General features: G+C 38.5%; 6 protein-coding genes and 1 CRISPR repeat array (1 of these 7 only partly in view). All 6 genes read right to left on the bottom strand.

What is annotated here, in order from left to right; translation table 11 throughout:
• Positions 1-8,585: a CRISPR direct-repeat array (repeat unit 28 nt; unit sequence TTTCTAAGCTGCCTATATGGCAGTGAAC); it reaches 746 nt to the left of the window's first position.
• 131 nt (positions 8,586-8,716) lie between these two features.
• The gene (gene cas6f / locus C3F22_RS15310; protein WP_034686346.1) at positions 8,717-9,319 is read right to left on the bottom strand and encodes a type I-F CRISPR-associated endoribonuclease Cas6/Csy4; all 603 of its coding nucleotides are present in this window, start codon (positions 9,317-9,319) and stop codon (positions 8,717-8,719) included.
• A gap of 9 nt (positions 9,320-9,328) precedes the next feature.
• Positions 9,329-10,342 (bottom strand): type I-Fv CRISPR-associated protein Cas5fv, encoded by a 1,014-nt coding sequence (gene cas5fv / locus C3F22_RS15305; RefSeq protein ID WP_034686348.1) that lies wholly within the window; start codon positions 10,340-10,342, stop codon positions 9,329-9,331.
• A gap of 11 nt (positions 10,343-10,353) precedes the next feature.
• Positions 10,354-11,343, bottom strand: coding sequence for a type I-Fv CRISPR-associated protein Cas7fv (cas7fv, locus tag C3F22_RS15300; protein ID WP_034686351.1), 990 nt, complete (start codon positions 11,341-11,343; stop codon positions 10,354-10,356).
• A gap of 1 nt (position 11,344) precedes the next feature.
• Positions 11,345-14,293: a CRISPR-associated endonuclease Cas3'' gene (locus C3F22_RS15295; RefSeq protein ID WP_034686354.1), complete on the bottom strand. Its 2,949-nt coding sequence runs from the start codon at positions 14,291-14,293 to the stop codon at positions 11,345-11,347.
• Entirely contained in the window at positions 14,290-15,258 is a 969-nt protein-coding gene (cas1f, locus tag C3F22_RS15290; protein ID WP_034686357.1) for a type I-F CRISPR-associated endonuclease Cas1f, read from the bottom strand. Before cas1f ends, C3F22_RS15295 begins: the two co-directional genes overlap by 4 nt.
• 156 nt (positions 15,259-15,414) lie before the next feature.
• Positions 15,415-16,464, bottom strand: coding sequence for an HNH endonuclease (locus C3F22_RS15285; RefSeq protein ID WP_034686360.1), 1,050 nt, complete (start codon positions 16,462-16,464; stop codon positions 15,415-15,417).
• Between the last annotated feature and the right edge of the window lie 2 nt (positions 16,465-16,466).

The raw sequence follows: 16,466 nt of genomic DNA, 5'->3' as shown, positions 1-16,466 counted from the left end.
ACATCCACATCAAATGTCCGTACTGCGATGGGTTTTTCTAAGCTGCCTATATGGCAGTGAACGCTCTGACATTGGGTTACTCCACTTTTGGATATTTCTAAGCTGCCTATATGGCAGTGAACTCACAACCCTTCACGAGGGAATCACCTGTTTTTTTCTAAGCTGCCTATATGGCAGTGAACACTTACATCGATGTGCCAAACGGAACGAAAAATTTCTAAGCTGCCTATATGGCAGTGAACCAGTCACTATTTGTTTGCTTACATTGCTTAATTTTCTAAGCTGCCTATATGGCAGTGAACCGTGAACTCATGGTGATTTGGCCAAACTTCGTTTTCTAAGCTGCCTATATGGCAGTGAACAATACAGGGCGCAGGTGCGCGTCAAGCGACAATTTCTAAGCTGCCTATATGGCAGTGAACGCTCATTGTGGCACTGTGAAAAGGATCATTCATTTCTAAGCTGCCTATATGGCAGTGAACAGTTGTTCATGAGTGCAGAAAATGGATAGTATTTTCTAAGCTGCCTATATGGCAGTGAACATCAGCCGTTGCCCACAGGTTTTCACCAATCTTTTCTAAGCTGCCTATATGGCAGTGAACTGATAATGTAACCCAACAACAGCCCTAAAATTTTTCTAAGCTGCCTATATGGCAGTGAACAGGCACGAAAAGCCGGTATTGGCCCTCGATTTTTTCTAAGCTGCCTATATGGCAGTGAACTGACAGAGCCGCTATTTACTCGCTTGAATAAATTTCTAAGCTGCCTATATGGCAGTGAACCCTGGCTATGTGGATTGCCGCATCGGATGCATTTTCTAAGCTGCCTATATGGCAGTGAACATACATTAAATGGCTCTGGTAAAGGTTCTGGTTTTCTAAGCTGCCTATATGGCAGTGAACAGTGATTAACGTCTACGGCGAAAGTGCCGAATTTTCTAAGCTGCCTATATGGCAGTGAACTGCTCCCGATCTGTTAGATCAGGAATGTCGAATTTCTAAGCTGCCTATATGGCAGTGAACTTGCTGATCTAAAAAAGCCCTAATTTCATCAATTTCTAAGCTGCCTATATGGCAGTGAACTCCGGGAGAATATAGACTGAGACTTCTACTGATTTCTAAGCTGCCTATATGGCAGTGAACTCAATGATTTTGCGTGAGCGGATTACTCCAGTTTTCTAAGCTGCCTATATGGCAGTGAACCCAACATTCGATCCAGGCTGACAGAGTTGATTTTTCTAAGCTGCCTATATGGCAGTGAACAGGATTATCAAGCATCACTCATCAGGAATCACTTTCTAAGCTGCCTATATGGCAGTGAACATAGCACGGTATATTCATCGACATAACTGCACTTTCTAAGCTGCCTATATGGCAGTGAACCTGTACAATCAATTATTTCCTTTAAAGTAAGATTTCTAAGCTGCCTATATGGCAGTGAACTTTTTTCTGTTCCATTAACATCAGGTAGTAAATTTCTAAGCTGCCTATATGACAGTGAACGCCAGGAAATCAGCAGCTTGCTTTTCACTGTCTTTCTAAGCTGCCTATATGGCAGTGAACTTCAAGCCGTAACGGTAAAGGTCGTGGAATTAATTTCTAAGCTGCCTATATGGCAGTGAACGATTGCCAAGTCTTTTAAGTCTCTCTTGAACTTTTCTAAGCTGCCTATATGGCAGTGAACCACTACCAACGTTGTACAAAACTATTGCATACTTTCTAAGCTGCCTATATGGCAGTGAACGCGGATAATTTCAATGTATGAGTTTCCCCATATTTCTAAGCTGCCTATATGGCAGTGAACGAAAACCTCTAAATCACGCTGCGTAAACGAAATTTCTAAGCTGCCTATATGGCAGTGAACTGCAACTTAGCTTTCGCGAGATCAATCATTCTTTTCTAAGCTGCCTATATGGCAGTGAACCTTGAGGTTGCGTAGCAATTTGCTGTACTTGATTTCTAAGCTGCCTATATGGCAGTGAACAAGGAATAAAAAGTCTAAAAGTAAACAAATACTTTCTAAGCTGCCTATATGGCAGTGAACCCTGAGATTCAAAATAAGGTCAATTCCTGTATTTTCTAAGCTGCCTATATGGCAGTGAACCAGGGTTGGTGGTGGTTTGTTGTGTTAGTTATTTTCTAAGCTGCCTATATGGCAGTGAACTTTGTGGATAATAAATAGACTTCTCACCTTTTTTTCTAAGCTGCCTATATGGCAGTGAACTATTTAACCAATAGTCAGACCAAGCGCCACAATTTCTAAGCTGCCTATATGGCAGTGAACGTATAGAAATGTGCTTTGAGTATTTAAATCAATTTCTAAGCTGCCTATATGGCAGTGAACTCACTACGCAGTGGGCGTAGACCTGATTTCTTTTTCTAAGCTGCCTATATGGCAGTGAACATATGTTGCAGTACAAATTAGAAACGCTCGAATTTCTAAGCTGCCTATATGGCAGTGAACTTACATACCAGATTGACAGCCGGACTGTTGAATTTCTAAGCTGCCTATATGGCAGTGAACATCCGTCAGAGCGTCCGTACTATGACGAAACATTTCTAAGCTGCCTATATGGCAGTGAACTCCACATCGCGTAAGTCCATAGGTTCGCGCTTTTTCTAAGCTGCCTATATGGCAGTGAACAACTAATGTACGAGCAAAACTGCCGTCTGTTATTTCTAAGCTGCCTATATGGCAGTGAACTCCATGTCATGAAAATAATATTGCGAAGCAGTTTTCTAAGCTGCCTATATGGCAGTGAACGCTCAATATATCGCTTAAGCAGCACCCCCAAATTTCTAAGCTGCCTATATGGCAGAGAACTTTTTACCAAAGAAAAACGATAACGCATTATTTTTCTAAGCTGCCTATATGGCAGTGAACGCCACGGTACAAGAGTCCACTATTAAATAAGTTTTCTAAGCTGCCTATATGGCAGTGAACCGCCAGCGCAAAATTGATTAAGTCTGTTACTGTTTCTAAGCTGCCTATATGGCAGTGAACATAGCTCTTTTAAATCCATTGTTCTCTCCAGTTTTCTAAGCTGCCTATATGGCAGTGAACGAGCAAGAACTTTAGCGACACCAGTAGCAGTATTTCTAAGCTGCCTATATGGCAGTGAACGGGCTATAAAGCCTTATTGAAGTTCATAGAAATTTCTAAGCTGCCTATATGGCAGTGAACGAATTCTTTTTTCTCTGATCACAATGCTCCCATTTCTAAGCTGCCTATATGGCAGTGAACAAAAATGTCCTATTGGTGAAACGCTTGTAAATTTTCTAAGCTGCCTATATGGCAGTGAACGCCCGGATCAGGTTTTCATCTGCAATGTGATTTTTCTAAGCTGCCTATATGGCAGTGAACTAGAAAAATTGAGGATATTGACGCAACACACTTTTCTAAGCTGCCTATATGGCAGTGAACTAAAAGTTACAGGGTCTTACTCTGCTAAACTTTTTCTAAGCTGCCTATATGGCAGTGAACCAGCAGCATTAGCTGAACTCATTAAAAAGATTTTTCTAAGCTGCCTATATGGCAGTGAACAGATCACGGTTTTCTTTTTGATTTTCCATGATTTTCTAAGCTGCCTATATGGCAGTGAACGCAGTTATCTAAATAGGTGGCGACATGAAAAATTTCTAAGCTGCCTATATGGCAGTGAACGTATTGTCACCCTGTATCCGCATATTTTTTATTTTCTAAGCTGCCTATATGGCAGTGAACTTTCTTAAATTCGTAATGCAACTGATCCTTATTTTCTAAGCTGCCTATATGGCAGTGAACAATTTAGCGGTGATGGTGTCGCCAATTTTGTATTTCTAAGCTGCCTATATGGCAGTGAACATCTTCAGTAATGGTCATAGGCTTGTCAAAGCTTTCTAAGCTGCCTATATGGCAGTGAACTTAAGGCTATAGATCAGCAAGGTAACTATATTTTCTAAGCTGCCTATATGGCAGTGAACTAGTACATAGAAACGGAAACAGGCATCTTATTTTTCTAAGCTGCCTATATGGCAGTGAACTATTTCTGGGCATTTTGGCGACTGCATACACTTTTCTAAGCTGCCTATATGGCAGTGAACTTCACTTCCTCGCACAACTGGCACATGAGTCATTTCTAAGCTGCCTATATGGCAGTGAACGAAAAAATACTTATCCAGAAGATTCAACTTTTTTCTAAGCTGCCTATATGGCAGTGAACTGGATTTTGCAGGGAATATTCATGCTGGTGTTTTTCTAAGCTGCCTATATGGCAGTGAACCGCAGAACGATGAGAACGCATATTTCTGAACTTTTCTAAGCTGCCTATATGGCAGTGAACGTACGCGTGATCGTCAAAAACGTGGTGTAGAATTTCTAAGCTGCCTATATGGCAGTGAACTCACAACTATAGAAAGCTTTACTGATTTTGAAGTTTCTAAGCTGCCTATATGGCAGTGAACTTAAAATTGTTTATTAAACCGTTTCTTGAAACTTTCTAAGCTGCCTATATGGCAGTGAACAACTAATCAAAAGTGAGGTTGAATCAGTGGAATTTCTAAGCTGCCTATATGGCAGTGAACTTTTGTGGATTGAATTGCATTTTTCGATCTCCTTTCTAAGCTGCCTATATGGCAGTGAACTACGTGATTATTATGTGTGTTCAGACATACACTTTCTAAGCTGCCTATATGGCAGTGAACTTTTGAAATGCAGTCCTTCTTCTTAGATTTTTTTTCTAAGCTGCCTATATGGCAGTGAACAAAACCTTTGTGATTTATCACGCAAACTACATTTTCTAAGCTGCCTATATGGCAGTGAACGATCCGTTTGGGCGAAAAACAAAAAGCATCTTTTTCTAAGCTGCCTATATGGCAGTGAACGGGCTATGGTGCGGTTTTTGGGAATCTGGACTTTTCTAAGCTGCCTATATGGCAGTGAACTGGCAGATCCAGTCAGCATGCTTAGACTTATGTTTCTAAGCTGCCTATATGGCAGTGAACGTCGCGTGGTTAGATTGAACAATGTTTTTAATTTTCTAAGCTGCCTATATGGCAGTGAACTTTCATCTTGAAGGCTTGTATGACTTGTACAATTTCTAAGCTGCCTATATGGCAGTGAACGTATGATTTACGTCAGACCAATTCATGTTGTTTTTCTAAGCTGCCTATATGGCAGTGAACGATAATTGGTCGTGACCGAAATACCATAGTTTTTTCTAAGCTGCCTATATGGCAGTGAACTGCTCTGTCAAAGCAGGACTGATCAACAAATTTTTCTAAGCTGCCTATATGGCAGTGAACCTAAGTTTTCGCTGGTTTCACTCGAAACATTTTTTCTAAGCTGCCTATATGGCAGTGAACTTGATTGCAATTGCATCAGCTCTGGGAATTCTTTTCTAAGCTGCCTATATGGCAGTGAACATTCATCAAAACGCATTAGTGTTCAAATTAATTTTCTAAGCTGCCTATATGGCAGTGAACCCCTAGCCAAGCGAGTACATCGACTGAAGCAATTTCTAAGCTGCCTATATGGCAGTGAACCATGAATGCGGCTTCTGATTTTGTAAGCGTTGTTTCTAAGCTGCCTATATGGCAGTGAACTTGCGGATGCAGAGAAGAACTTGGAACATGAGTTTCTAAGCTGCCTATATGGCAGTGAACCAATCCTGGATCAAGGTTGGTCTAAACTTGTTTTTCTAAGCTGCCTATATGGCAGTGAACTAAATTTCAAGCACTCATGCTTGCTTCGTATTTTTCTAAGCTGCCTATATGGCAGTGAACAAAGTTGCCCCGCTTGTTCAACAGAAATATCGTTTCTAAGCTGCCTATATGGCAGTGAACTTCTTCACGATCTAAATTTGCTTTTTCTTCATTTTCTAAGCTGCCTATATGGCAGTGAACTTGAAAGCGAATCAATTCAAATAAATTAGTAGTTTCTAAGCTGCCTATATGGCAGTGAACTCACATCCAATGCGTATTCCAAGAGTAAATTTTTTCTAAGCTGCCTATATGGCAGTGAACCGCTCACAAGCGTCAGAAGCCTTCTCGTTGATTTTCTAAGCTGCCTATATGGCAGTGAACCACCAGTTCTTCGGTGACAGCCTGGACGGTCTTTTCTAAGCTGCCTATATGGCAGTGAACGTTTGGATTCAGTCCGGTATCGTGCCGAATTTTTTCTAAGCTGCCTATATGGCAGTGAACATTTGGGCGCATCGTTACGCTGTTGATGTTGTTTTCTAAGCTGCCTATATGGCAGTGAACCGAGAAGGCATTTAGAAAAAGATGGTGCGAAATTTCTAAGCTGCCTATATGGCAGTGAACTGTTCGGGAAGGCGACACGCTGCATATCGGTATTTTCTAAGCTGCCTATATGGCAGTGAACATCGAAATGCAGAAAGACATTATGAAACAGCATTTCTAAGCTGCCTATATGGCAGTGAACATGGATATGCCTGAAACATTGGCGGTGGGTGTTTTCTAAGCTGCCTATATGGCAGTGAACAACCACACATTGCCACCATTTTGCAATTCAATTTTCTAAGCTGCCTATATGGCAGTGAACCGGTTGATGATGCGACCCTTCAATTTGTAGATTTTCTAAGCTGCCTATATGGCAGTGAACGGTACTTTATCTTATATACGTATTACACAAGTTTTCTAAGCTGCCTATATGGCAGTGAACCATAGAACGAAAGCCAATGCTTATTTAATGCTTTTCTAAGCTGCCTATATGGCAGTGAACTGGATGGTCGCGTAATCCATTTATCTATTCGCTTTCTAAGCTGCCTATATGGCAGTGAACGCGTTAATGTTGGCTCGGTGACTGTACCGCTTTTTCTAAGCTGCCTATATGGCAGTGAACTGCACTCTATAGCACTGTCTGCATAGTGGCTTTTTCTAAGCTGCCTATATGGCAGTGAACTGAAAACACAAGATCATATTTAGCTTTTTCATTTTTCTAAGCTGCCTATATGGCAGTGAACACGCTGAATGACCAATATGCTGAGATTGAGCATTTCTAAGCTGCCTATATGGCAGTGAACAATGAAAAATCTGACAGCCATATCTAGCATTATTTCTAAGCTGCCTATATGGCAGTGAACATTTTAACCTCCTCTTCGGCGCGGTGCGTTTATTTCTAAGCTGCCTATATGGCAGTGAACAAGGATAGCTGCAGCTACTTCTTTTGGTGATATTTCTAAGCTGCCTATATGGCAGTGAACTGGTTGGTACACTGACTGCGATAGCTGCTATTTTTCTAAGCTGCCTATATGGCAGTGAACTTCTAACAATGTTAATATTCTATTGTTATTTATTTCTAAGCTGCCTATATGGCAGTGAACGTTTAGATTCTGGAACATTTTTCTTAACTTTCTTTCTAAGCTGCCTATATGGCAGTGAACGACCACTCCAACTAGCAGAACAATTGCATCATTTTCTAAGCTGCCTATATGGCAGTGAACGTGCCAGGGTATGGCTTTTTGGGCGGCAATACTTTCTAAGCTGCCTATATGGCAGTGAACGGTTAGAAGGCTTGATCTAGTGCATCGTTATTTTTCTAAGCTGCCTATATGGCAGTGAACATTTTTTCAACTACCAAGGTTTATTTTTAGATTTTCTAAGCTGCCTATATGGCAGTGAACGGCAAGGAAGTCAATGAGGGCTATGCTTATATTTTCTAAGCTGCCTATATGGCAGTGAACTCGATTGAGCCTTTCGCTGACTTCGACATATTTTTCTAAGCTGCCTATATGGCAGTGAACATTTTGAGCCGATCCATTGACGCCATATTTTTTTTCTAAGCTGCCTATATGGCAGTGAACGCTGATCGACTATGAAAAGGAGCATAAATAATTTTCTAAGCTGCCTATATGGCAGTGAACCAGCATCAGTGGTTCGAGCATCACGATCTGATTTTCTAAGCTGCCTATATGGCAGTGAACGACAAATGGTTTGTTGTATCTGACCAGGCTTTTTTCTAAGCTGCCTATATGGCAGTGAACTCGATGTCTGGGGTGATATCAATGCACTAAGTTTTCTAAGCTGCCTATATGGCAGTGAACAATATGATATTTCTGCTAAAGAGGCTGCAGCTTTTCTAAGCTGCCTATATGGCAGTGAACATGGCAATGGGGATTATATCTGTCAGCAATGTTTTCTAAGCTGCCTATATGGCAGTGAACTTATGCTCCTTTTCATAGTCGATCAGCACTTTTTTCTAAGCTGCCTATATGGCAGTGAACAAGAAATCGGCCAATGACTTTCTGAAAATTCATTTCTAAGCTGCCTATATGGCAGTGAACGTTCAGATCAGCAGTTATCTAGAAATGCGAAATTTCTAAGCTGCCTATATGGCAGTGAACCAATGGCGCTACGTGCAGCGGTTTATAGCGATTTTCTAAGCTGCCTATATGGCAGTGAACTGTATCGAGCAACAACAGTTTTAATAACAGATTTTTCTAAGCTGCCTATATGGCAGTGAACAGCATTTGTTTTATTAAAAACGCTTTAAAGCATTTCTAAGCTGCCTATATGGCAGTGAACCCGCTTTTTAGTAGTGCTCTTATTCATTGAGTTTTCTAAGCTGCCTATATGGCAGTGAACAGCAATTTTAAAGCAAAAAATAAAGTTATAACAGTGATTTAACTCTTAAATCTCTCAAAAGACCCAAGTTTTAAACCACTATCATAAGCTATTGATTTTATTAAGCTGTTAAAGAGTATAAAAATATTGGGTTAAAATTCTGGTACAGATGACACCGAACTTAATCCATAAGTGCTAAAAACCTGAGTTTCAGATTTTTCAGCAGATTGCTTTTCGATAAACAATTTAAAACGTTTTTCACTTTGCTGATCTGAAGTGCTCAGGCTTTTCATTTCAATATAAGGCATGTTGGTTGTCGTAACTACATTGCTGTATCTGGCTAATGCCTCATCAAAGCCAATATCCCCACGTTTTACACGGTGACGCGCCAAACGTTGTGCATTGGTTTTCACTTGCTTACGCTTATAAATGGCATAGTTCTTAATATCATTAGGTACTTCACGAATAGAAGTGACATGTACATAATCTTCTAAACGCTCAAGCCAACGTCGAATGTCCAGTTTCTTCAAATCAGCTTCAGACTCAGCAAATAAACGTAATTTTGTACCTATAAATCCAACACCTTTATCTTGATGAAAGCGGTATTGAGGGAACGAAAATCCAATATTCACTTTATTGTCAGCATTTTTGGCTTCAACCAATGCAAGATGCAATTGAGGATAAAGTTGTGACCATAATTCATAAGGAGAAAATTGATCATTTTCCATTAATGTTACTTCAATGTAATAGTTCATATCTCTTCCTTAAGGTCTAATATCCGTGACATAAGCCAAGCCCTTTTTACCTAAGTAAAAAGATGAAACCCCTGCATTTTCAATTTTTTCTTCTAAATCTCTTGCTTGTTCTTTAGAAATATTCAAATTTATAATGAGCTTTCCACTAGCTTTGGTTAAAACAGATACGATTTCACCCTCACCTTTTTTCTTTTCTTTCAATAAATAGGGATTGCCCCAAATGAGCTTTTTACTTCCTGTCGTATAACGATCCATAAAATCTTTTTTGGTAAATCCACGCTTTGAGATTCCACTCAGTCCGCCACTTTTTGTTAAGACAGTTGAGAGATCATATCTTTGAGATAATCTTGTAATTTGAAGATATAAAGCAGAGGCATAAATACTGATCAAAGGTAATTGCTTTTTTGCAGTCAAATACTTTGTATCGGGGAAATGATTCAATAAATAGTCTAGTACAGCTTGAATATCCTCCGTCAGATCCATTGGTTTTTCTGCACTCAAAACTTCAATACGATTACACACCGTAATTGGATCTAAAACTTCAGAGTAGGTCACAGAATATGACTCATCCAAAATAAATTTGGAAACTTCAGATAAATTAAGCCATAAAACACCCCAAAGTTCAGCTGAAAAACTCGAGCTAAAGGATGGATCATTTGCTTTAATTTCACCTGTAAATGAATTTTGATCTGTACTCCCTGAAACATTACGGATATAAACCATCTCGTTACTATTTAAAGCGTGATCGACAATATCATTCTCCTGAAGTACTTTTTCAACTTCAGTAAAATAATAATTTTCATCCTGTCGTGCCTGATAAAGTTTACGTTGATCACCAATCAAACGATTTAGAATGCCCATGACGGTATCTTTTGAAATACTACGCTTTTTGTAATTGCCTTCTTGCTTTAATGTTGTCATTGAAGCAATAAAATTACGTCCGCCTTTAGGCAAGGGTTCATTATTAGAGCCATCTAAAAATGAATTTCGCCAAGAGGATTCATATTCAATAATGATTTGCATAAATCACCTCATTATTGGGCTTCAAAATAAACTGCATAATCTTGTTGTAGCTCAGGATTGGCTTGGTCTGGATTGCGTTTAATACGCATCATTTTATGACTGTCGTTATAATCCACTTCTACCGTATCTGCGCACATATAACCTTTGGCTTGCTTAATAACGAGTTCTTCAAGCATTGAAAGCGTTTCTTTGACTAAAATATCAATTGCAGTGTTGTCGAGTAAAATACCCACTTCACCTTCATTAAAGATTGTTCCCTTACGGACATAATTTTTATGGAAAATTGCTTTTGGTTCTTTCGATGGATCAAGGCTCTTAATAAATTCCTGTACTCGCTCTGCAATCTTTTCACCTTCTCCTTCTTTAATAATCATCGAAGCACGGTCAAATTTTTTATCGAGTGAAATGAACTGCAATTGTTCAATACTAATCGAGCCATAAGCGATATATTCGGTATCACCAAAGGTCGTTTTAGAGAAGATTGAGTTTTCACCACGTTTATATGTTTTTGAGCCATCATCTTGCGTAATTTCTTCACTTGAACTTGCATTCGAAAGCTGTTCAAAGTTGCCATTACCCAACTGATCAATAAAATCAGTAATCAAAAGTGGACTTGTACGTTTACATTGACTCGATGGCACAACATAACCACGGATTAATCCCGTAATAGATGCTAGAACATCAATCAAATTCTTATCTTTTGCATAATGTAAATCAAAAGATTGGTCACGGAATAAGTGATGGCGAATACAATTTTGGCTGATATATAAAGGCGTTTCGTTAAAATCAATGTCTGATGCTTCTTTACGGTATTTGTAGCCTGTTTCTTCTTTGACTCTACCTGATAAATTACTGAAACCACGAAGTTTAGGTAATGTGTGGTTATCCACTGTCTTACCATCATTACCTGTCAGTGACGTTGGACCATTCCAATTCACCACCCCATAACCATATGCTGTAATTTTAAAATCTACGCTTTTTACGCCTGTTACTTTAGCCATATTATTTACCCTCTGGTGATGTTGTTAAAATATGAAGTTTGTCTAATGTAATTGAACCAATCGGTTGCTGATCGCATACCGCATAATAAATTGCTTCAGGATGTCGAACCCCTGTGCCACCCACTTTATTTAAGTCATCTTCGATGTAGCTCAGATACAAAGGGAAATCTGCATCTCTTGCATAATTTTCTAAGACCATACATCGTGATTTTTGTTTTTTCTCAGGAATGCCTTTTACTGGATGTGACGGATCAATATTGCCATGCTTTTGGGCAATAAAATTAATCAATCCAAGTTCTTGAATAATATTTAAGGACTCCGTCAAATTATCATATTCAGTTGTATCATCTAAAGGTGGTTGATACGCATATTCATTTTCAAATACAGGCTTGGCATAATCATTTAAATTCAACTTAGCTAACTGTACAAAACGGCTATCTCCACGTAATGAGTTTTTACTAATCTTAGATTTACGCTCTGTCGTTTTAGGTTTTGACACTTTGGTGGGTTCAGTCACCTTATTATTAATTCGATCAATACTTTTCTTCAAAGCTTTTTGCATATCTTGAAAAATAGCAGAGTTTTCTTGATCTTGTTGCGTATGGAATGCTTTGTAGAGTTGATAAAGCTTTGATAACTTAAAGCTTTGCCCTGCAAGCTGATCTTGTAAAAAATCGTACCAAGCCTTTGTAGTTTGCAAACAATTTAATTGATTTAAGAAAAATGCTGAAGAACCTTTACAACTGCCATTTTTTACATTTTCAGTAATCGCAACTTTTAAAACATTAAGACTTTCACTTTCGCCAAAACGATCTAAGCGTCCTAAACGTTGAAGCATATTTTCAGGTGAGGTCATTTCTGTCAGCATATTTTTGGCTGTTATATTTAATGATGCTTGTACAATTGGACCACTACGTAATACATCAAATTTATGTGTACCCTCTTTTTTAAATGCCTCATACACTTCATTAAACCAATATTTTTTATCACTGCGTTTAAACTTTGAATGGAAAAGTACACTTTGCTCTTGATTCTTCTGATAAATAAAGCCCAATTGTGCTGTTAAAGCCGTATTTGAAATGATAAAGGTTTGTCCATCATAGACTTGATAAAATGGATTTCCCTCAATGACAGATTCGTCATAATCTATAAATTCAATCTTATAGTCACGATCATTAAATGATGGCATTGCGATAACGTCATCTTGATGCAAACCTAAGACTTGTTTTAAATAAGAATAGTGTGGTGTTGCTGAAACCAATAAAGTATTTTTTTCGTATTTCTTACGCATATTTTTATTGGCAATCAACTCAGCAAACAATATGTTGAAAATCTCCATCCCAATATATTCATGGTATTCATCAAAGACCACATGTACATCTATAAATGGAATTAAACTATCCACTTTACTATGTGTCACAATTGATCCTAATATTTGATCAATCGTTGTAACCACCACCTCACCCGATAGATATTCATGTTCAGGGGTGACTTTGTCCCAAGCATTAGTAAACTTAAATTCTCCCGTGAAGATCTCCACTTTTGCATCTGGTAAATAGCTTTCTGTGAGTTCTTGAAAAATCCCCTGACAAACTTGTACACGTGGGCAAATCCAAAATATTTTTTTTGCATTTTTTAGTTTTGCCCACTCTAATGCAATTTTAGTTTTACCACAGCCTGCTGGACCTGCAAGCACAGCAATATCTCTTAAATCAGCAAGTTGTTGAGCGATTTCGTTTTGTTTCTGAGTGCGTTCACTGTTTGGAAATTTTGTCGAAACATTGTTTAAATGTTCAGATAGATTAGAAAGCGTTTCTTGTGAATCCAATAACTCATCTAAGCGGTGCTCAGCAATGTATTCCATTAAATCTTGCGCAGACAGTTTTGAAATCAAACGGTCTGCACTAATCACACAGGCACGTAATAAATTATGTTCTGAGTTAATACGCACCTTATCACGTAATATGTCTATAGAATCTGTATTGGTATAATGTTTAAATTCTGGAAAATATTTACTTTTGAATTGATATTCAAAATTATCTTTTAGCTCTTGTGCTTGATCGATATTCCAATCGATATGCTTTTCGATACTTTCATTGGCATAATAATTTTTTGATAGGTTGTTAATTCTTTTAACTAAGTCAGATGTCCGTTGAATCAAGATTTCAAACTGATCTACTTGAATGTTTTTGATTAAATATTCGTAGGCTTTATACACCCCTGTAAAATCATCATTTTGACGATATGGCTTCGCATGATGCCAATACAAAATATGCTGTAAACTTTCTTTTTGACGATTATTCAATCCTTTACATTGCTGTTCAAAAAAATTAAATAGCAATAATGACACCTCATTATGACGAGGGTGTTTATCAAAGGTAAATTTAACATCGATATGCTGACCATCATCTTCAGGATCTTTCCGTTTTCCTTTTTTAACCCATTCTTGAAATAGAGGGTCTAATTTGCCTAAATCATGCAAACAACCCGCTAAAAATACAACTTTAGATAAGTTGTCATATTCATCGTTATCCACTACTGTTTTAAATAATTGCTGTGCCAAATAACCAATTGCAAAACTATGTTCTGCGAGTGGCTGTAAATGCGTATTCGCATAAAACTCATCTTGTTTTGCTTTCATTGTTACAACATCCATAAATACATCTTTTTGTGTGCTATTCACAGGCACGACCCCAATGTTATTAAACTTATTCCGATTCCCAACAATCCACAGTAACTCACTGCGCCTTCTACCCCGAATCCAGTGACAACTCACCGCTGTACTTTTGGTTACGGTTTTACGCAGCAATTTTTTAACTGCAATTAAACCTTCCTCAGTAATTACTGTCTGCCAGGTGTTATCACCAATTCGGTCTGCAAAAGCATCCAATACTCGTCGGGTTCGTGGAATCGCTTTCTTTTCACATTGACTAATAAAGGTCACAATCATAATGCGTCCCCATCTACATCATGATTTTTACAAGCTTGTGCTTTGACCTGATCAAACATAAAGTCCAAACACTTATGCTCAGTAAATTTCTGCAAAATCTGCTGTCTAAATTCCTGTTCGGTCATTTTTTCTTTGGCACAAATAAAAGCATACGGTAGAACCACTGCATCCTTAATTAAATCAGCCACATCAAACACTAAAGCTCCACGGCGAGTTTTACCATGCATTACGGCAAAACCATGTGGAATTCCAAGTACCCAAAGCGTGGTTGCTGCTAAACCATAAGCCAGATAATTGCCATGATTTAAAAAATCATTGGCTAAATCGCCTTGTTCAGGATTGCGACTAAAATCCTTTAAACCTGTACGAGTCGCTGCAATTTTATAAAGTTGCTTTGTGGTTGCAGCTTCTGCAAGTAGTAAGTCTCCGACTTTACTTTGTTGTGAAATTCTTGCTGCATAACCTGTTAAAGCCTGTTGAATATCTAAATCATCTACATGAAAGGTATATTCTTTTAAATCTCGCTCTTTCGACCAAATCTTCTGAATATATTCAACTCGAGCCAATTGAAACTGTTTAGCAACATCTAAGCGTTTGGCTTCATCAAACCAAAATTGCATCCATCCTTGCATATACTCAGTTGGACGGTATTCACTTTGAGGTGTCATCCATTCAATTTCACAGCCCATAAACAAAGGTGTGCCACCTCCACCTGCAAAACCAACCAGAACACCTGCACTTGCGAGCATGCGCATTGCTGCTTGCGTAATTGATGTGCCTGTACCCAATAAAATCACTGTGGTATTGGCAATCGGAATATTCCAATATTGATTTTCGTTTTTAGCCTCAGTCAGATAAAGTACTCGACCATCTTTCTGCATCACACGACAATGTTCAAGATAGTACAGATTGGCACGTTTCGAATGTAATATTGCTTTTAGATCTGATGGATTGAGCTGTTCCATTCTTATCATCAATTATGAAGAAGAGTTGTCCTTAAAATATCCTTTTCCAATAATTATTTGAAGAAATTTCAGGAAATTAACGTCACATATTGACGCAGTCTTTTTAAAGAATTTGTGTGATTCATACAGTTAAAAATATTTTTGAAACTTAATAGTTTAATACACTCGGGCTAATATCTTCTTCTCTTTTCCCCCTAACCAGACTAAATACTCATTCTCTATCGCCTGTTTATAAGCCCAATCAGCAACCCGATGCGAACGCTGCAGATCCGTTAAGAAGCCAAGTTGAGAAATCTCTCGTGTAATGGCTTGATCATGCAGATGATTACGTTCTCTCCATTGCTCAAAGAATTGCTCAGATGCCAAATAATTACTTTTCTGTGAGTTACATTTATCATCTGCCAGAACAAAATTATGTCCGGTATCAGCAGGATATAAAGACCATGGAATAAAATGATCCACAGCATATTTTGAATTTTTGAGACTTTTTCCACAGTAAAAACACTGGCATTGCTGTAAGTCAATTAAGAAGTCCGCGACCTGCCCCAATTGATTACGACTTGGAGCAAACATGAATTCATCTAGGTCAGGCAAACCATCCAGTACCACCAGGTTCTGCTTGTTTAGTCGAACAAAATCAATCCAGCGCTTCTGGCACAACTCTTCAATGATTTCACTAAATTGTCTTAAGCAATACATCACCTTGGGCAACAAGTTGAGGGACTGTTTGGAGTCTTCAAGGCAATAGAGAAATTCTACCGTTTGACCATTCAGATTCTGCAAATATACCACCGGCATTTGCTTTACCGTTGTTGCAACTGCTCGCTTCAACCTGTTCCAGTAAAGTACATCCTTTCTAAACGCAGCCAAGGTCTTGAATTGTTGCTGTGCATTCTGGATTTCAGTGATGATCTTTGCCTGCTTACCAGTGCTTTGATGAATAGTAAAAGGCTCATACTGGTTAAACTGAAACGGCAGTGACTGTTTCCAGTATAGGTCAATAAACTTTTCAGCAATATCTTGATATTCTAAATGCAAGACAGCACCAGTATCTTGCCCCTGTTCAATCGCCAGACGCGTGATACTTATCAGTAAGGCAAACTTATATGTCGAAGTAAACGTCCCTGACTGCAAAATCTGCTGAATATGCTTTAAGAATTTCAACTGTTCTTGAGGGGTTGGTATTTCGGCTATACTGAATAACATAT

Origin of the sequence: Acinetobacter sp. ACNIH1 (genome assembly GCF_002934695.1) — a bacterium.
GTDB classification, from domain to species: domain Bacteria; phylum Pseudomonadota; class Gammaproteobacteria; order Pseudomonadales; family Moraxellaceae; genus Acinetobacter; species Acinetobacter variabilis.
Note: the sequence above shows the minus strand (reverse complement) of the source record. Positions and strands in the feature narration are given on the sequence as shown.